The organism is Acidocella sp. (assembly GCF_035535915.1).
GTDB lineage: Bacteria > Pseudomonadota > Alphaproteobacteria > Acetobacterales > Acetobacteraceae > Acidocella.
Genome location: NZ_DATLPB010000100.1, coordinates 1 through 18661, shown reverse-complemented (window position 1 = coordinate 18661; position 18661 = coordinate 1). Strand labels below are relative to the sequence as shown.

Sequence of the window (18661 nt, the reverse complement as noted above, 5' to 3'; positions counted from 1 at the left end):
CGCCACGACATCGACATCGCCAAGGGCTTCACCATCCTGCTCGTCGTGTTCGGGCACCTTGTGGCGCGCGCCGACCCTGCCGGCGTGGGGTGGTACGAGCCGTTGCGGCGCGCTGTGTATGCCTTCCACATGCCGTTTTTCCTGTATCTCAGCGGTTTCGTCGCGGTGCTCTCGGGGACCATTCTGGCGCCGCGTTCGGCCTGGCCCGGCATCGTCGCGGCGCGGGCGCGGCGCCTGCTGCTGCCGTTCTTCGCGCTCGGCCTGTTCATCGTCGTGGCCAAACGCCTGGCAGCGAATCTTATCGTTGTGGACCATGTGCCGCGCACCTTGTCGGGCGGAGTCGCCGATTTGTTCTGGCATACGGCGGCCAGCCCGGCCGTGTCGGTGTGGTATCTGATCGTGCTGTTCACGGTCAGCCTCGGCGCGATGTTTTTGCTCCGTGGTTCGCCGCGTCACTATCCTGTGCTGCTGATTTTTTGCGTGGTTCTCTACATCATCCCATGGCCGGCTTATTTCTATCTCGACCGCATCGGCAGATACGCGGTGTTTTTTGCGCTAGGCGCCGGGGCTGCCTTTCTGGGGGGCGGCTGGGACCGCTTCATCGACCGAAATTGGCCGCTTTTTCTCGGCCTGCTGATTTGCGCGTTGGGCGTGATCGCGGTCGATGGCGCCGACTGGCCGGAAAAATATCTGCTCCTGCCCGTGGGCATGCTCGCCATGCCCGCCCTTCACGGTTCCTTAAGATCTTTAGCGCCATCATCGCCCGGTCTTCTCTTCCTCGGGCGGTACAGTTTCATGATCTATCTGTTCAATACGTTGTGCATCGGGCTCGCCAAAGGGCTGCTGCTGCTGGTCTGCTCCTGGAATGGCGCGCATTTCCTGCCCTTCGCCGCCGCCTTGATGGCCGCCGGCACGCTCGGCCCCATCGCTTTGAAAGCCTGGGCGTTCCGCCGCCTGCCCATGCTCAACCGCCTGACGGACTGACATCCCATGGCGCCGGACCGGAGCACCGCACGCAGCAGCGATCTCACGAGCTTCCTGGCGCGCCTGCCGGCGACGCTGGCGGCGCGGTTTGATGCCGAACAGCTCGAAGCGGTCGAACTGCATTTCGGCATGCGGCACCGCACGCGCCACGCCATCGATTTCCGCCGCCGCCTGCGCCTGCCCTTCCTGCGCTGCTACGTGGTGCTGCTCGCCGGGCGGGAACGCGCGGCGGAGTAAGTCAGCGAAGGTTTCTCTTTGCGAACAAGGAGCAACCCTTCGCTGACAACCTCACATCCACGAAACGGCAATTTTCTTAGTCGAAATCGGTGGACAGAGAGACCTCCTTCCAGGCCTCGATCTCGGCCTGCAAATTCTCAAGCTTTGCGCCGACAGCGGTCACCGCATCCGGCCCGAGCAGGAGGTGAGCGGGAGGCGCCTTGCTCTCGATCAATTTCAGGATTGCTTGCGCGGCCTTTCTCGGATCTCCTGCCTGCTTTCCGTTGCGGGCCTGGCGTGCCGCGCGCTGCGGTTCGAATGTCGCATCGTAATCGCCGATCGAGCGTGGCGCGCGGATCATCGAGCGCCCAGCCCAGTCGGTTCGAAAGCCACCGGGCGCCACAGCCGTGACCGCAATGCCGAGATCCCGGACTTCCTTCCCCAGCGTCTCCGAAATGCCCTCTAAAGCGAATTTGGTGCCGTGATAGAAGCCTAACCCGGGAAAGGTCGTGTGGCCGCCCATCGACGTGATGTTGATGATATGGCCGGAGCGCCGGGTCCGCATGAAGGGCAAGACGGCCTTCATGACGGCGACGGCGCCGAACACGTTCACGGCAAACTGCTGGCGCAGGTCGGCCATCGAACTTTCCTCGATCACGCCCTCCAGACCATACCCTGCATTATTGACCAGCACGTCGATGGGGGCGATTTCACGCTCCACCTCCGCCAGGACGGCCAGAACCGCCGCATCATCGGTAACGTCCAGCCGTTTGGCGAAGGCGCGCTCGGCGTGAAGTCGCTCGAACTCCGCCGCTGCCGCCTCACTCCGTACGGTCCCGACGACACGGTATCCCGCCGCCAGGGCCTCGGTTGCAAGCGCCCGGCCGAAACCGGAGCTGACGCCCGTGATGAAAATGGTCTTTGCGGTCGAGGTCATCTGATTATCTCCTTTCGTGATGTGGTGGAGACATGCCACTGAAAGATCCCTCTGATAATTCGATGATTCTTTGATAGACTATGAAGGCAAAACTTCAGGATTATTCCCATGCCCAACAGTTCGTTCGATGGTTTGCCCCAGTTTCTGAGCGTCGCGGAACATGGCAGCTTCGCCGCGGCCGCCCAACGGCTTGGAATCTCACCCTCGGCGGTCAGCCAAGCGGTTCGCGGATTGGAGACGCGCTTGGGCGTTCGTCTCTTCAATCGGACGACGCGCAGCGTTGCCTTGACTGAGGCCGGATTGCACTACCTTGAACGCGTTGGCCCGGCGCTTCGCGATATTGAGAGCGCCGAAGAGGCAATCGGCGACACGGCCCTGCGGCCGAAGGGCAAACTTCGGCTGAACGCCCTGCGCGCGGGCCACATGATCGTCATCCAACCGATTCTGCAGCGTTTTCTGCGGGCCTATCCGGAGATCGAGGTCGAGGTTGTCGTTGAGGCCGGCTTGATCGACATCGTACGCGACGGTTTCGATGCCGGGATCAGGTTCGGGGATGTCATCGCGCGGGACATGATCGGCGTTCCCGTGGGACCAAAGCTGACCGCCCATGTGATCGCCTCGCCTGCCTACATCGCGGAGCATGGCGTGCCGCAACATCCGAACGATCTTCTGGCGCACGACTGTATCGGCTTCCGGCATCTTCCTTCCGGACAGATCGAAAGATGGGAGTTCGAAAAAGCGGGGGAACGTCTTGCCGTCACAGTTTCCGGCAGATTGGTGTTCAATGATTCCGCCCTGCTCGTTCAATCGGCTCTCGATGGGCTTGGCATCGCCTACATGATCAACGGCTACATCGAACAGTTTCTCGCTGACGGAAGGCTGGTTCGCCTGCTGCCCGATTGGAGCCCTGCTCTCGCGGGCTTCACGCTCTATTATCCCGACCGCAAGCGCGTGCCGCGCAAGCTCAGGGCCCTGATCGACTTCTTACGCGCGGACAAGGGAAACCCGGTTGCCACGGAGGCCGTGCTGGCCTGAACCGCCGGCGGCATTGGCGGGGCGGTTCAATGCCGAACAGCTCGAAGCGGTCGAACGGCATTTCGGCATGCGGCACCGCACGCGCCACGCCATCGATTTCCGCCGCCGCCTGCGCCTGCCCTTCCTGCGCTGCTACGTGGTGCTGCTCGCCGGGCGGGAACGCGCGGCGGAGTGAATATGGGCGGCCGACGGGAACTTTCCGTACCGATCTCTTGGAAAGCGCCGAGGCGAGCTTCGACCACACGTCGCACTGGCGTTATGATGGTCTCGCGTTGTGTGGACGCCTTCCGCTAGCTGTTTTTGGACCTCATATAAATCGCCAGACGCGCGTAAGCCGCGGAGATCAGCGGATAGACACGATGGTCCGCGACGCGATCCAGAAAATCACCGATGATGGGCTCCAGCTCGATGCGGCGTCCTGCCGCCATGTTGCGGTAGAGCGATGATGTCTGACGTGACGCGGTGTCGCTGAACAGACGCGACATGGCCTCGACGGCCGAATCGCGAGGACACATGCCGATCTCGATTAAACCTCTTTGACCCTCCCTCAGGATTTCTTGAATCGCCCAGGCACCGCGAGGCTCGGCATTGATCGTCCCGACATCGCCATTGAGCAGGCTGTTCGCTGCGCCCAGGGCAATCATCAAGAGCCATTTTTCAAAAATCTCCTCGCGGATGCTGGGAGAAATATGTACATCGATGCCATCGGCACTCAGCGCGGTGTGGACCGCCTGCAGCCGCTCATCTTCTTGTCCGGACCAGTTGCCAAAGGCGATCTGCGCCAGCGGCGTGAGTACGATGATGCGGCCCTCTTCGTCGAGCTTCGTCACGCATTTCACGACACTGCCCAATACGGCCTCGTGCCCGAATTTGTCACGCAGCATATCGAAATGCCGAACACCGTTCAGCGCTGTGATGATCGAGGTCGCCGGTCCGATGGCAGGCGCGATCTGGTTGAGCGCCGCTTGCAACGCATCCCCGGTAACGGTGATGAAAACCAGGTCGAATGATTCGTTGAGTTCCAGGGCGGTCATCGCGCGCGGCTCGACATGGAGATCCTGGCCAAGGCCCAGGACTGTCAGCCCGGTCTTTGCCAGCGTTGCGCGCCTTCCGTCCCGGACCAGAAACGTGACATCGCGCCCGGCGGCGATCCACCGCGCTCCAAAATAGCCACCCACGGCGCCGGCGCCGACAATCAGAATACGCATGTTTCCTCCTTGAGGGTGTTCGAACCGTCCGCTGCGTGGACGCGGGGCATCAGCTAACGGCGGCCGCCAGCCGCCGCGAGGTTCGGAGAGAGAGAAGCAGGACGAAGGCGGCGACAACACCCATCGCTCCCGCACCGACGAAGGCGGGGAGATAGGTGCCGCTCTGCTGACGGATCAACCCGGCACCGAAGGCCGCCGCCGCGGCCCCCAACTGGTGCCCCGTTTGAATCCAGCCGAAAACGATCGGCGCGTCCCGCTCTCCGAAAATCTGGTTGGAAAGTTTGACTGTCGGCGGCACGGTGGCGATCCAGTCAAGGCCGTAGAAGACGGCAAAGATGGTCAGATCCGCCGTGTCGAAGCTGAGGAAAGGAAGGACCATCAAGGACAGGCCGCGCAGACCGTAATAAACGACCAGCAGCAGGCGCGGATCGTGCCGGTCGGTCAACCACCCCGAAGCGGTCGTGCCGAACAAATCGAAAAACCCCATCATCGACAGGAGCCCGGCTGCCGCCACGGGCGGCACGCCATGGTCGCCGCAAAAGGCGATCATATGCGTTCCCACGAGCCCGTTCGTCGTCAGGCCGCAGACAAAAAAGGTTCCGAACAGGAGCCAGAAGGCAGGGCGCCTGGCGGCACGGAGCAGCACCTGGATCGCCAGCGTGGCGGTGCGCGCCTGCTTCAACGGCGCTGCCGGCGCGCTGCCCGGCCCTTCGCCATAACGGCGCGTGCCGATATCCTGCGGGGACTCCGGGATGATCAGCGCGACGATGGGGATCAAAGCGAGGCAGGCGAGACTCACCGTCAGCACCACCGGGCGCCACGTATATTGCGCCGAAAGCCAGGCCAGGAACGGCAGGAAGATCAATGACCCCGTGGCCGTGCTGGCGCTTAAGAGTCCCATCACGAGGCCCTGGCGCGTGGCGAACCAACGATTGACCACCGCCGCGCCCAGAACCGAAGCCACCGCGCCACTGCCGATGCCGGAAAAGACACCCCAGGTCAGAACATATTGCCAAGGGGCGCTCATCCATTGGCTGATGAAGGTCGCGGCCGCCATCAGGCCAAGACCGCCCAGCATGGTACGGCGGATGCCGATGGTTTGCATCAAAGCGGCCGCAAAGGGGCCGACGAGACCGTACAGGAAAATACCTACTGCCGCACCGAATGAGATGATGGCACGGTCCCATCCGAATTGCAGTTGGAGAGGAAGGAGCAGCACGCCGGGCGTCGCGCGCAGGCCGGCTGACACGAGCAAGGCCAGAAACGTGACGGCGACGACGAGCATGATATGCAAGCGTGGCGATACCAGCCCGGTCCGATGCAGCAGGCGGCTCATGGCGCTGCCTCTGAGGCGATTTCCACAAGCCGGGCCAGGGAGGCTTCGAGCGCGGTCCAATCCTGCATTCCGACACTGCCAAGAAGCCGGGCTTGCGCCGCCTGCCAGGCGCTTGTTGCATCTTTCAGCGCTTTTCGCCCGCTCGCCGTCAGGCTGGCCAGCTTGGACCGCCCCTCACCATCGCTGAGCGAGATCCAGCCGCGTTGCTCGATCGGCTTCAGCGCCCGGTACAAGGTCGTCCGGTCCATCACCAGCAGATTGGCGAGCTGCATAAGGGGCAGAGCGTCATGCCGCGCAATGTTGCGCAAGATGGAAAACTGCACGATCGACATGCCCGTTTCGTCCATCATCTCGTCATACAGGCGGGTGACGGCGCGCGACGCCTTGCGCAGCGCCGTGCAGGCGCAGGTCGTGTTTTCAGTATGATGCATATACATCATACTATGCCGCATTGCCGTTCTGGTCAATCACTCAGATTTGGTCTTCGTATGGTGCTTGGCCTATTTGCCTGTGCCGTTTCACCGCCCCGGCCCAGCGCAACAAAAGTTTTTGCGCCGCTTTTTTCCAAAAAGCGGCTGCTTTCTTGCTACCGGAAATACCCCCCATACCGCGGCTGATAAATCTCAGCGTCGGCGAACCCTGAGCGGCTATGTTCGCGCACTTTCACCCGCGTCAGCACAGCGCCGGCCAAGGTCACGCCGGCTTCGCGCAGCAGCGTCATGGCCGCCTGTACGACATGGCGCGGCGTGTCGCCCCAGCGGATGCACAGCAGCGCGCAATCGGCCATCCGCGCCAGAACACGTCCCTCCGCCAGGGCGAAGACCGGCGGCACGTCGAGCAGCACAACGTCCCAGCTTTCGCGCAACTGCGCCATGAAGCTGTCCAAGGCCGGCGACAGGAACAAGGACAATGCCGCTTTTGCCTGGGTTCCGGCGGGCAGCACCGTCAGCGGGCTCAACGGGTCCGGCAGCAGCACGTCGTCGAGCGCGGCCAGCCCGGCCAGATGGTCGGTGAAGCCCGGCGCGCCGCCGACATTGAACACCGGATTGAAGCCCGGCTGGCGGATATCGCCGTCGATGGCCAGCACGCGCAGACCGGACGAAGCCAAGGCGCGGGCGAAAGCGATGGTCAGCGTGGTTTTCCCTTCCGCCGGCCGCGCCGCGATGACGGCGACGAGGCGCGGCACGGTGCCGAGATGGAGCCCCGCCCGCAAAGCGCGCAATTGCTCGGCGAACAACGAGAACGGCGCTTCCAGCCCTGCCTGTTGCGGTTGGGGGATTTCCGGCACCAGCGCCAGACAAGAGAGCCCGAGTTGCTCTCGCACATCGATGCCAGACCGGAACGAGGTGTCCAGCGCATCGGCAAGCCCGGCCAGAAGCAAACCGCCGCACAGCCCCAGAGCCAGAGAGGCCGCGAGGATGATGAAGCGGTTCGGCGCGCTGGGCGTCGTCGGCACGGCGGCGGTGGAGAGAATGCGCGCATCCGGCCGGGTCAGCGAGACATCCTGCGCCAGCAGATCCGATTGCAGTGCGATCGAGCGCAGCATCGCCTGCCCCGCTTCCGCGCGCTGTTCCAAGGCGCGGACCGGGCCGGAGTCCGCATCCTCGGTTTGCGATTGCGACCGCGTGGTTGTCAGGGCTTTTTGCAATGTGGCGATGTCGGCGCGGTCGGCCGCCACATCCGCACGCGCGGCGTCCTGCGCGCGCGCGGTCGCGGCATCGATCTGCGCGGTGATCGCCGCGAATCGCGCTTTGGTGGTGCGCAGGTCCGGGTAATCCGCGCCGTACACGTCCTGCAGCGCGCCCACCTGCGCCGCCAGGTCCGCCTGTTCCTTGCGTAGCAGCTCCAGGTTGGGCGCAATCGCGGCGGTGTCGCGCGCGGCGGCCACGAGCTGCGCCTGGTTCAGCGCCAGGCTCGCCTGGGCCTGCACCAGCGAGGCCGTGAGCTGGCTGGCCGTTTCGGTGGTCAGGCTGGCCTGCGCGCCCTGCACCACGCCAGCGGCGGCGCGCGCCTTGGCCAATTGCGTCTCGGTCTCATCCAGCCCCGCCTGCACCGCGGCGGCGTGCTCCTGCAGCCAGGATTGCGCATCGCTGAAGCGCGCATAGGAATCCTGGCGCTCATGGTCGAGATAAAGCCGCATCGCGAGATTGGCGGCGGCGGCGGCCAAAGCGGGATTTTCCGCGGTGAAGGAGACGGCGAGCACGTCCGACCCCGGCTCCACCGCCACATGCAGCGCGCGGCGCGCCGCGGCGGCCAGCGCGTCGGCGCCGTGCCCGGCCGGGGCTTCAAACAGGCTCAACGGCCAGGGGGCGGGCCGCAGTACCCGGCTGAACCCTGGCTGTGCCGCGAGGTCGAGCTGTGTCACCAGGGCCCGGGCCACCGGCAGGCTGGCGATCATTTCGGTCTGGCTGGCCGTCACCGCGTCCTGGTCCGTCAGGGCCGGGGGAGATTCGCGGTCGGGCACGGAGGCCTGTTCCGGGGCGTAGAGCAGCATGCCGGTCGCGGTATAGGTGAGCGGCAGATGCGCCAGGACGAAGGAGGTGATGCCGAAGACCACGAGCGTACAGCCAAGCACGATGCGCCAACGGCGGCGCAGGCATAACAACTGCTCGGCGAGACTGGGGTGCGCCGGCAAAGTCAGATCTGGCAATGCGAGGCTCATATTCATTACGTAATTGCAAGTTGATCATTGCGTCAACGCAAAGTTTCATCGGGCGGGTATGGTTGCACCCAGGGCCGGTCGCCCTGCGCCATCCGGTCGCTGCGCAGCCGCACGCCATGCGGCCCGACCCAGGCTTCCATGGCGCCCTGGCGCCAGACGGAGAAGCGATCGATGACCGGCGCGGAGGCGCACGCGCCGCGCAGCGGCTCGGGCGAGACCACCACAGCCGCATCGCCGCAGCCTCCGGCCGGCGGCGTCATGGCCAGCAGCACGCGGCCCACCCGGCAGCTCGTGGCGGTGCAAGACGCGGGAACGAGCTGCGTGCCGCCCCAGACCGGGGCCCATTGCGCCAGCGTGTAGGATTGCGCCTTAGGCTGGCGCACCAGGAGAATGCCGGCGCCGTCGCGCAGGGCGATGAGCTTTGCATCGGCGGAGACCAGCACGTCCGGCGGCCGGGCGGCGGCATAGACCAGCGCGCCGGCCAGCAACAGCGGCAGCCCCGCATAGCGCGCCGCGCTGCGCCAGATGCTTAAGCAGATCAGCCCGGCGGTGATGAGCAGGATCGCGGCGTCGGGCATGGGCGCGATGCGCAGCATGGCGGCCGGCCAGGCGGCGATGCGCGCGGTGATCCAGATGATCACCGCGATGCCCCAGCCCATGGGCACCAAAGCGAGCGCCGCCAGATGGAGCGGCATCAGCGCCAGGGCGGCGAGGCCCCAAGGCAGGATCCACAGGGCGGTGAGCGGCACGGCGACGAGGTTGGCGGGAATCCAGTAAGGCTGGATCTGCTGGAACTGAAAGGCGGCATAGGGCATCGAGGCGCCGCCGGCGAGCAGACTGGTGAAGGCAAGGGCGATAACATGCCCTCCCATGCGACCGGCAAGGCTCGTCCCCCCATGAAATCGCATATTGAGGTTTCGCGCGGCTTCGTAGCCGGCGATGAGCGCCAGCACGGCGGAAAAACTCATCTGAAAACTGGTGCCCATCACCGCCTCCGGGCTGGCGAGCATGATGAGCATCGCCGCGAGGCCCAGCCCGCGCAGCGAAACCGCGCGGCGCCCGACGATGATGCCCAACGTCACCAAACTGGCCATGGCCAGGCTGCGCAGGATCGGCAAATGCGCGCCGGTGAGCAGCGCATAGGCCAGGCCGGCCGCCAAGGCGGCGGTCGCCGCCAGCGGCTTGACGGGCCAGCGCACCGTTATGCGCTCGTGCCGCGTGAGGAGAAACCGCGTGGCGGTGAAGGCCAGCCCCATGACGATGCCGACATGCAGCCCCGCGACCGCGAGAATATGCGCGAGCCCGGCGGCGATGAAGGCGTTCCGTTCCGCGACGGGGATGGTCTGTTCCTCCCCGGTGAGCAGCGTCACCGCGATCGAGCCGGTTTCGACCGGCAGAATTGCCAGGATGCGCGCGGCGATGTCTTGCCGCAGGGCCTGCAGCCGGCGCGCCAGCGTGCCGGGTTGCGCCGGGGCGGTGATTGTGACGGGCGCGATGGCGAAGCCGGACGCATCCAGCCCCGAGAAGAAATCCTGCCGCCCCTGGTCCCAGCCGCCGGGATAGGCCGGGCGCTCGGGGCCGAACAGCAATGCCTTGGTCTTGACCGCCTCGCCGAGCCACAAAGGCGTGTCGTCGGTGCTGCGCAAATGCACCCTTATGGCGCGCTGGAGGGGGGCGCCGTCATCCAGGCTCGGGTGCGCCAGGGTGATGCGCCGGCCATTCGGCAGCAGGTCGATCGCCGCGATGGTGCCGGAGATTTCAACGCTCTTGTGCGGCACGGGGACAAAGCCGGGTTCATCGGCGGTCCGCCATTCCGCCCGGGCAAAACCGAGGGCGGCCGCCAGGGCCAAGGCGGCCACCAGCCGGCCGGCGGGGGAGCGCCACAACGCCGCCAGGAAAGCCACCGCGCACGCAACCGCGACAACGCCGAGCCAAAGCTTCGGTTCACGGGGCAAGGCGAAATAGCCGAGAATCGCCGCCCCCATGGCAACCGGGATCAGCAGCAGGAACCGATCCTGCTCGGCCTCCAGCCAGGCGGCAAACCAGGCGCGCATCGCCATCCTTTTTTCGTTGCTAATTACTAACATTCTTGCGCTGGCTGGCAAAGAGGGGGGCGGAAATGCTAGAGGCGGCTGATGACCATTCGCACCCGCTTCGCCCCCTCACCCACCGGCATGCTGCATGTCGGCGGCGTCCGCACCGCTCTGTTCAACTATCTGTTCGCCAAGCATACGGGCGGCGAATTTCTGCTGCGCATCGAGGACACCGACAAAGCCCGCAGCACGCAACCAGCCGTGCAGGCGATCCTCGAGGGCATGGACTGGCTCGGCCTGACGCCCGACGCGGCGCCGGTCTACCAGTCCAGCCGCGAGGCGCGGCATGTGGAAGTGGCGATGCAGATGCTGGCGGCGGGCCGCGCCTATTACTGCTATGCCAGCCCGGATGAGTTGAAGGAGATGCGTGAAACGGCGCAGGCCGAAGGCCGCGCGCCGCGCTATGACGGGCGCTGGCGCGACCGCGACCCGTCCGAGGCGCCGGCCGGGGTCAAACCCGCCATCCGGCTCAAAGCGCCCCGCGAGGGCGAGACATTGGTGCATGACCTCGTGCAGGGAACCGTGCGCGTCCAGAACACCGAACTGGACGACATGATCATCCTGCGCTCCGACGGCACGCCGACCTATCTGCATGCCGTGGTGGTGGACGACCACGACATGGCGATCAGCCATGTCATCCGCGGCGATGACCACCTGACCAACACGTTCCGGCAGGTGCAGATCTACAACGCCATGGGCTGGGAGACGCCGCATTTCGCGCATATTCCGCTCATCCATGGCGCCGACGGCGCGAAACTCTCGAAACGCCATGGCGCGGTGAGCGTGCTGGAATTCCGCGAGCAGGGCTTCCTGCCGGAGGCATTGTGCAACTATCTGCTCCGCCTCGGCTGGGGCCATGGCGATGCCGAGTTCCTGCCCCGCGAAGAGCAGATTTCCCTGTTCACCCTGGAAGGCGTGGGCCGCGCGGCGAGCCGCATGGATTATGCCAAGCTGACCCATCTGAACGGCTTGTGGCTACGCGGCGCCAACGATGCGCGCCTGACCGGCGACGTGCTGGCGCGGCTGGAAGCGCAGGGCATCAGCGCCGATGCCACGGCGCAGGCCCGCATCCTGACCCTGATGCCGGGGCTGAAGGAACGCGCGAAGACCCTGGTGGACCTCACCGCTTCCGCCGCGTTCTTGGCGCGCAGCCGGCCCCTGCCCTTCGAGCCCAAGGCCGAGGCGCTGCTGACGCCGGACGCCCGCGCGATGCTCGCGCGCCTCGCCCCGGCGCTCGCCGCCACGGATTTCTCTGTTGCCGCGGTCGATGCCGCGCTGCGCAGCTTCGCGGAAACCGAGGGGCTGAAGCTGGGCCAGGTGGCGCAGCCGCTCCGCGCGGCGCTGACCGGCAGCACCATGAGCCCGGGAATCGACGCAACCCTGGCCGCGTTGGGCCGGGAGGAAAGCCTGGCGAGGCTGAAGGAAGTGGCCGCTTTTTGAAAAAAGCGGCGCAAAAACTTTTGTTTACGCTGGGCCATGGGCTGTGTAGGCGCCAACGCCCATGGCCCAAAGTTTAAAAAAGTTTTTTGCTTCTTTTTTTCAAAAAAGAAGCGCTTCCTTCCTTTCCCTGCCTTAAAAATCCGCCAGCGTGCAGGCCGAGGCGGCCGCCACCGCGCCGCAAAATCTGCTCGCTGCCGCGTCATTCTCGAAGCCGGCGACGCGCAGCCGGTAGAAGACGCGCCGCTTGACGATGACCGAGGTGATTTCCGGCGTGCGGCCGGCGAACAAGGCCGGGTCGCGCGCGTCGAGATGCTGCCACACCTGTTCCGCCAATCTGCGCGAGTTGAAAGCGCCGAGCTGCACAAGCGTGTGGCCTCGCGGCGGTGCCGCCACGGGCGCGACCGGGGCCTCTGTGAGGGCCGGGGCCGGCGGCAAGGCCGCCTCGGACTGCACGATCACCTGCGAGAACCCGCGCATCGCTTGCCGCACCTGGTCGGGCGGCAGGTCGATGCTCAGCACCTGCCGCGCCTCGGCCTGGCGACCGGATGCGAGCAGCGCTGCGGCGTAATCCTCGCGGATTTTCGGCGTCGCCCCCTGGCCGGTCGCCAAGGGGCCGAGATATTGCAGCGCCTCCGGCCCGTTGCCGGAGAGCGCCAGCGACAGGCCGAGATTGACTTCCGCCGCGGTCATCGAGGGGTCGGCCAGCAGCGCCCGGGAATACGGCACGACCGCGCCGGCAAAATTGCCCTGCAAATCACGCGCGATGCCAAGATCGTTGAGCGCGTCGGCATTGTTCGGGTCGTCGGCGAGCGCCTGGGTGAAGGCCAGCTCCGCCGCGTGCGGATCGGTTTTCAGCAGGCAGCGGCCGAGCCCGGTTTGCGCCTGGGTTGCATGCGGGTCGTAATGCAGCGCCACCTGATAGGCGGCATCCGCCGCCGGGCAGCGTTGCAGCGCATAATAGGCGTTGCCCTCATGGATCAGCGCGTCGACATTGTCCGGCGCGCTGGCCAGGATCGCGCGTGTCACCGACAGCGCCATGCCGGGGTCGCCGCCGGCGATCGCCGCATCGGCGACGTTCAGCGTGCTCGGCCCGGCCGGATTGGCGGCGTTGGTGTGCGATGACGCGCAGGAGGCAAGCAGCAGCGCCAGAGCCGGTCCCAGGCAAGGCGACATTGCACGGCGCTGCGGAGAAGCCATGATAATAGCCAAGCCTTTTCCTTCGTCAGGCGAACAACTCACGCCCAGGATCATCTATGTCCGCCCAATATCGCCATCACGTTGACGATGGCGGGCCCTGCGACGACCAGGAAAACACAGGGCAGTATGAAGAGGATCATCGGGATGGTCATCATGGTCGGCAAGCGGCCGGCGCGCTCCTCGAACAGGATCAAGGCTTCCTGACGCAGTTCGGCGGAGAGCGTGCGCAGCGCCTGGGTCAGCGGCGTGCCGTATTGCAGCGATTGCGAGAGCGTGGTCGCCAACCGCTTGAGCGTGACCAGCCCGGTGCGGTTACCCAGCGCCTCCATGGCTTGGCGCATATCCGCGCCGATCTGCAACTCGCGCGACGTTTGGGTGAGTTCCATCGCCAAAGCGGCGTTGAGATTGCCGATCTCCTGCGCCACGCGCGCCAGCCCCGCTTCCAGCGCCAACCCGGCATCGGCGCAGATCACCAGCATGTCCAGCGCATCGGGAACACCAGCGGCAACCTGGGTGAGATGGCGCTCGCGGATGTTGTTGGCGAGCATTTCCGGCAGCAGCAGGCCGGCGACGGCGCCCCCGGCAAGCTTGACGATGGTCCAGAGCGTGCCAGCGCCAAAATTATGCAGCACCACGAACAGCACCAGCGGCATCACCATGGCCAATAGGATTTTGGCGCCGATGAACAGGCCAAGGCCGCGCCCGCCCCGGAAGCCCGCCGTTTCCAGCGTCGCGGTCATCTCCGCGAGGGTCTTGCGCGACAGCAGGCCGCTGCGGGCGATCAGCATGCCGAAGGCGGAAATAAACCGCAGCAATGACGAAGTGTCCGGCTTCGGCTCGGGCGGCTTGTCGCCTTCGACCACCAGTTCGATCCGGCGCGCCAGGCGCGAGGCGCGTGCCAATTCGTGGACCAGGAAAAAACCGCTGGCAACAACGATCGCAAAGATCACGACGATGGCGGCTAGGATATAGAGGATGGGCATTGGCGCTATTTCAGAACGTTGCTGATCATGAACTGAATGATGCCCATGCCGATGCCCATCAGCAGCACGGCGGCGCCGAGAATCGCCTGGCCTGACCCGGTGTTGAACAGCAAAATGATATATTGCCGCTGCATCAAGAAAATCGCGCCGCCGGCGACGAAGGGCAGCGCCGCCAGGATCATGGCGCTGGTGCGCGCCTCGGCGGTGAGCGCGTAGCCGCGCGCCTTCAGCCCGACCCGCTTGCGGATCACGTCGGCCAGGGTTTCCAAAGTCTGCGTGATGCCGCCGCCGGAACGCGCCTGCAACGAGAGCGCGGTGGCAAAAAACTGATATTCCGTCAGCTTGATGCGGACCGACAATTCGCGCAGCGCGACATCGAGCGGAATGCCGATGGCCACCTTGTCGGCCAAGATGTCGAACTCGGTCTTGGTCGGCTGCGGCGCATCGCGCGCCACCGTGCGCAGCGCCTCGCCCATGGGAATGCCGACACGGACGCAGCGGACGATGGTGCCGAGCGCGTCGGGGAACTGTTCCAGCAATTTGGTGTTGCGGCGATTCATGAACCAGCCGAAGGTGAGTTTCGTCAGCAGCAGGCAGACGACCGGCGTGCCGAGATAGAACAGCGTGTCGAGCAGCACCGGATGGCTGCCCAGCGGGTGCGAGGCGAGCCAATCGATGATGAGCGTCGCGGCCAAAGCCAAAGGCGGCACCAGCCACCATTTGATCGGGTAGGTTTCCTCCTGTCGCAGATCGACGCCGATGAAGGACGCCGCCTGCTCCCTGATCTGTTCCCCGCGCGTCACAGTGCGCGTCAGCGACCGCGTCTCCGCGGGGGCGCTCGCCTGCGCCGCGCCCGGCGTGACCACCGCGGTGAGCCGGCTCTCGAATTTCTTCAGCCGCTTATGGCCTTGCATCACCGACGCCGTGGCGAGGGCTGCCATGGCGAGCAGGATCAGCACCAAGGCGCCCAGGACGAGGATTTCCTCGGACATCAGGCCACTTCCTCAAGGGCCGCCATCCAGCTGCGCTCCAGGCCGTAATATTGCAGCCGGTCCGTGAAGGAGGAGCGGATGCGGCTGACCTCGTAGCGCCCGGTCAGGCGGCCGGTCGCGGTTTCGCCGGTGACTTCGAATTTGAAAATATCGTTGAGCAGCTGGGTCTCACCTTCCATCCCCGCGATCTCGGTCACCTGCGTCACGCGGCGGCCGCCATCGCGCTGGCGCTCCACCTGGACGATGAGATTCACCGCCGCCACCACCTGGGTGCGGATCGCGCGCGGGGTCAGCCCCATGCTCGACATCTGCACCATGTTCTCGATGCGGGCGAGCGCGTCGCGGGTGTTGTTGGCGTGAATCGTCGACATCGAGCCGTCATGGCCGGTGTTCATCGCCTGCAGCATGTCGAACGCCTCGGCGCCGCGCACCTCGCCGATGATGATGCGATCGGGGCGCATACGCAGAGCGTTGCGCACCAGGTCGCGAGCGTTCACCTCGCCTTTGCCCTCGAGGCTGGCGGGGCGGGTTTCCAGCCGCACGATATGCGGCTGCTGCAATTGCAGCTCGGCGGCATCTTCGACCGTGACGATGCGCTCGGACGGGTCGATGAAGCGGCTCATCGCGTTCATCATCGTGGTTTTGCCGGAGCCGGTGCCGCCGGACACGATGATGTTCAGCCGGCAGCGCGCGGCGATTTCCAGAACGCGTGCAATCGGCGGGGTGAGCGAGCCGTAGCCGATCAGCTTCTCGAAATCGATCGGCTTTTTCGCGAACTTACGAATCGACAGCGACGGCCCGTCGATCGCCAGCGGCGGCAGGATGATGTTGACGCGCGAGCCGTCTTTCAGGCGCGCGTCGCACATCGGGCTTGCCTCATCGACGCGGCGGCCGACCGAGGCGGCGATGCGCTGGCAGATGTTGGTGAGATGCGTCCAGTCGCGAAAGCGCACCGGCACCTGCACCAGCTTGCCGCCGCGCTCGACGAACGTGTGGTCAGGCCCGTTGACCATGATGTCATTGATGCTGTCATCCAGCAGCAATGGCTCCAACGGGCCGAGCCCCAGCATGTCGTCCACCAGCTCGGTGGCCAGGGTACGCTGCTCGCGGCCGTTCAACTGCACGCGGCGTTCGGTCGCGAGGTCCGAAATCAGCCGTTCCACCTCGATCAGCAGCCGCTCCGGCGCCAGCGAGGCGACCGCCGTGGCGTCCATGCGGGTCAGGCAAATGCCGCGCAGCTCGGCGATGTCCGGACGGACGGCGAGAACCGAGGTAAGACGTCCCGCGTCATGCTGGTCCGCCGTGGCGCGGGCGGAGAGCTCGGGTGCCAGATAGGGGCCGGCCGGCGTGCCGGGGGCGCGGGGCGCGGCGGCGGGGCTGGCAACCGTCTCGTTGCGGCGTCGGCCGAATGTGGGCAGGCTGACATCCGTCATCCGCTATCCTTTCTGCGGCCGCAGCATCTTGTTGAACATGCCGCTGAGCGCGCCGGTTTGCTGGCTGACGGCCCCCATCTCCTCGCGGTTGCCGGCGAAGCCGATCTCGCGCGACAGCTCGATGATCGCCTGGCGGAACGGCCCGCGCGCGTTCATCGCCGGCTCGCCGAAGGTGGCACTCTCATTGAGCTGCTTCGGCAGATCGGGGATGACCACGTCGACCTTCACCTTCAGCGCATCCTCGATCTGCTTGCGGGTCAAGCCGCCCGGCCGCCCCTGGCGGTTCAACACGATGGTCGGGCTTTGCGGCTGCCACGGGCCATTCGGCAGGCCGAGCAGGCGCAGCGTGTCGCGTACGCTGGCAAGCGACGGGTCCATGACGATCACACGGTGATGCGCGAACTCGATCAGTTCGCGATTACACGGCATCGGCTGAAACGACACGTCGGCGATGATGAAATTATAGCGCACGCGCAGCGCATCGATCAGCCGCCGCGCCGCGCCGGGCGCATAGTGCAGCGGCTCGTTGAGCTTCTCCTCGGACGCCAAAACCTGCAGGCGTTCGCTGACCGGCTGCGCGGCGCGCTCGACAAACAGCGGGTCGATGCGATCGGGCGTTTCCAGCGCCATGCGCAGGCCCGGGCTGGTTTTCGCCCCCAGCAGCAGCGCGCCGGAGCCCAGGTACAGATCGGCTTCCAGGAACACGGTGTGGCGCTTGGCGACCACCCCCAACATCCAGGCGAGATTGCCGGAGATGGTGGTGGCGCCGACGCCGCCGCGTGCCCCCATGACGGCGATGACGCGGCCGCCGCGGGCGGAATCCTGGCCGATCGTCTTGCGCGTCACCAGCGGCGCGAAATGCCGCGCCACCGCCTCGCGCGTGATCGGCTTGCAGATATATTCCATCACCCCCATGCCGCGGGTGATATGCCGGTAGAAATCGACATCGTCGGTGTCGCCGATCACCAGCACGCGCACGCCGGGCTCCACGACATCGGAGAGTTCGCCCAGCGCGTGCAGCGGCTGGTCTTCGCCGGCGATGTCGACGATAAGCACTTCCGGCGTCGGCAATTTCGCCATGGCGGAAACCGCCGTGCGCACCGTGCCGCGGCGGACATCCATGCCGTTCGCCACCAGATCCCCCAGCCCGTCCCGCAGCACCTGCTCGGTGGCCGGATCGCCCAGAAAGGCCAGGACGGTCAGCCGGTCGGGGCGGCTGATCACGCCGCTATCGACCAGCACCGAGCGGACATTTTGCTCGTTCATCCCACAACTCCCGTTCGGTAACCCCTTGCCATGGCCGCGATCAATTCGAACTGCCGGCCGGGCTGGGCGGCATGACGATTTGCGCCGGCGCCTGCAGACCGGCGGCCGTGCCGTTCGGCCCCAGCGCCTTGTCGAGCGCGGCCGTGGCGGCGACGCCGTTGGCATACGGGTTGCCCCGGCCGGAAATCAGATCGGAAGGCGCGGCCGCCTGCTGGGCGATGTTCTCGTTGGCCGCCCCCGTGGCCGACCAGTCGCCGGGGCGCTGAAACGGATCGAACGCGCCCTGGCAGCCGCTCAGGGCCAGAAGGATCGTGCAGAACGCGAAAAACGCGGCGCGGCGCATGGCGTATTCCCTCATTGCACCATGAACCCGGCATCGCCCGGAATGCTGGCGGTTTCATTGTCGGTGCCGTTATTGCGCAGCAACAGGATCCGCTGCAGGTCGTTGGGCGGTGTCCAGCCATCGTCCGGCGAGGCGAGTGTGGCCGGCTGGTTGACCGGGTTCACCAGATACGGCGTTACCGTGATGACCATTTCCTGCTGCTCGCGCTGGAAGCTGTCGCCGCGGAACAGCGCGCCGAGCACCGGCACCTCGCCCAGCGCCGGCACGGCGTTGTTGGTATCGGTGCTGGTATCCTCGAGCAGACCGGCAATCGCCATGCCCTGCCCGCTGCCGAGAATCACGGTGGACGAGGCCTGCGTCACGTTCAGCGAGGGCACCGTGATGGCGCTGTTGGTGCCGGGCGTGGCGATGGTCACGCCGTTGGCGGCGCTGATCGTGCTGAGCTGCGGCGCCACCTGCAGGGAGATGCGCCCGTCGGCGAACACGGTGGGCGTGAAGGTGAGCAGGATGCCGAAATTCCGGAAGCTGACCGTGAC

17 protein-coding genes and 1 pseudogene are annotated in these 18661 nt (G+C 65.8%); 5 read left to right on the top strand and 13 right to left on the bottom strand.

From position 1 onward, the window contains the following. Positions 1-984: acyltransferase (locus VNC39_RS13170; RefSeq protein ID WP_325399938.1), on the top strand; the 984-nt coding region annotated here is incomplete at its 5' end. Positions 985-990: 6 nt separating this feature from the next. Then, on the top strand, positions 991-1221 hold the full coding sequence (locus tag VNC39_RS13165; RefSeq protein WP_325399936.1) for a hypothetical protein: 231 nt from the start codon (positions 991-993) through the stop codon (positions 1219-1221). Between the two features lie 76 nt (positions 1222-1297). Here the strand turns inward: VNC39_RS13165 and VNC39_RS13160 are convergent, their stop codons facing one another. Next, positions 1298-2137 carry an oxidoreductase gene (locus VNC39_RS13160; protein ID WP_325399934.1) on the bottom strand — a complete coding sequence of 280 codons (840 nt, stop codon included), beginning with the start codon at positions 2135-2137 and terminating at the stop codon, positions 1298-1300. A gap of 108 nt (positions 2138-2245) precedes the next feature. Between VNC39_RS13160 and VNC39_RS13155 the strand changes: the two genes are divergently transcribed. Further along, a complete protein-coding gene (locus tag VNC39_RS13155) occupies positions 2246-3172 on the top strand; it encodes a LysR family transcriptional regulator (RefSeq protein WP_325399932.1) in 927 nt (308 codons plus the stop codon). Further along, positions 3147-3347 carry a hypothetical protein gene (locus VNC39_RS13150; protein WP_325399930.1) on the top strand — a complete coding sequence of 67 codons (201 nt, stop codon included), beginning with the start codon at positions 3147-3149 and terminating at the stop codon, positions 3345-3347. Before VNC39_RS13155 ends, VNC39_RS13150 begins: the two co-directional genes overlap by 26 nt. A 115-nt stretch (positions 3348-3462) precedes the next feature. Here VNC39_RS13150 and VNC39_RS13145 read toward each other — a convergent pair whose 3' ends face one another. The 5 genes from VNC39_RS13145 to VNC39_RS13125 form a co-directional block, all read right to left on the bottom strand. Continuing rightward, a complete protein-coding gene (locus VNC39_RS13145) occupies positions 3463-4380 on the bottom strand; it encodes a ketopantoate reductase family protein (protein ID WP_325399928.1) in 918 nt (305 codons plus the stop codon). A gap of 49 nt (positions 4381-4429) precedes the next feature. Continuing rightward, on the bottom strand, positions 4430-5716 hold the full coding sequence (locus VNC39_RS13140) for an MFS transporter (RefSeq protein ID WP_325399926.1): 1287 nt from the start codon (positions 5714-5716) through the stop codon (positions 4430-4432). After that, positions 5713-6147 carry a MarR family winged helix-turn-helix transcriptional regulator gene (locus VNC39_RS13135; protein ID WP_325399924.1) on the bottom strand — a complete coding sequence of 145 codons (435 nt, stop codon included), beginning with the start codon at positions 6145-6147 and terminating at the stop codon, positions 5713-5715. Before VNC39_RS13135 ends, VNC39_RS13140 begins: the two co-directional genes overlap by 4 nt. Positions 6148-6302: 155 nt before the next feature. Further along, positions 6303-8384, bottom strand: a complete 2082-nt coding sequence (locus tag VNC39_RS13130; protein WP_325399922.1) for a polysaccharide biosynthesis tyrosine autokinase — start codon at positions 8382-8384, stop codon at positions 6303-6305. Positions 8385-8410: 26 nt separating this feature from the next. Further along, on the bottom strand, positions 8411-10438 hold the full coding sequence (locus tag VNC39_RS13125) for a ComEC/Rec2 family competence protein (protein WP_325399920.1): 2028 nt from the start codon (positions 10436-10438) through the stop codon (positions 8411-8413). A 75-nt stretch (positions 10439-10513) separates the two neighbouring features. Between VNC39_RS13125 and gltX the strand changes: the two genes are divergently transcribed. Beyond that, positions 10514-11911 (top strand): glutamate--tRNA ligase, encoded by a 1398-nt coding sequence (gene gltX / locus VNC39_RS13120; protein ID WP_325399918.1) that lies wholly within the window; start codon positions 10514-10516, stop codon positions 11909-11911. Positions 11912-12043: 132 nt separating this feature from the next. Here the strand turns inward: gltX and VNC39_RS13115 are convergent, their stop codons facing one another. From VNC39_RS13115 to VNC39_RS13085, 7 genes and pseudogenes are all read right to left on the bottom strand, one after another. Then, entirely contained in the window at positions 12044-13108 is a 1065-nt protein-coding gene (locus VNC39_RS13115) for an SPOR domain-containing protein (RefSeq protein ID WP_325399917.1), read from the bottom strand. Between the two features lie 50 nt (positions 13109-13158). Further along, entirely contained in the window at positions 13159-14091 is a 933-nt protein-coding gene (locus tag VNC39_RS13110) for a type II secretion system F family protein (RefSeq protein WP_325399915.1), read from the bottom strand. Between the two features lie 5 nt (positions 14092-14096). Then, complete coding sequence (locus VNC39_RS13105; protein ID WP_325399913.1) at positions 14097-15083, bottom strand: type II secretion system F family protein; 987 nt, start codon at positions 15081-15083, stop codon at positions 14097-14099. Continuing rightward, positions 15083-16516, bottom strand: a complete 1434-nt coding sequence (locus tag VNC39_RS13100; RefSeq protein WP_325399911.1) for a CpaF family protein — start codon at positions 16514-16516, stop codon at positions 15083-15085. The genes VNC39_RS13105 and VNC39_RS13100 overlap by 1 nt, the downstream gene beginning before the upstream one ends. Before the next feature lie 3 nt (positions 16517-16519). Further along, positions 16520-17782 (bottom strand): AAA family ATPase, encoded by a 1263-nt coding sequence (locus VNC39_RS13095; protein ID WP_325399909.1) that lies wholly within the window; start codon positions 17780-17782, stop codon positions 16520-16522. 40 nt (positions 17783-17822) lie between these two features. Continuing rightward, positions 17823-18125: a hypothetical protein gene (locus tag VNC39_RS13090; RefSeq protein WP_325399907.1), complete on the bottom strand. Its 303-nt coding sequence runs from the start codon at positions 18123-18125 to the stop codon at positions 17823-17825. Between the two features lie 11 nt (positions 18126-18136). Then, a pseudogene (locus VNC39_RS13085) lies at positions 18137-18661 on the bottom strand (type II and III secretion system protein family protein); the annotation flags it as partial.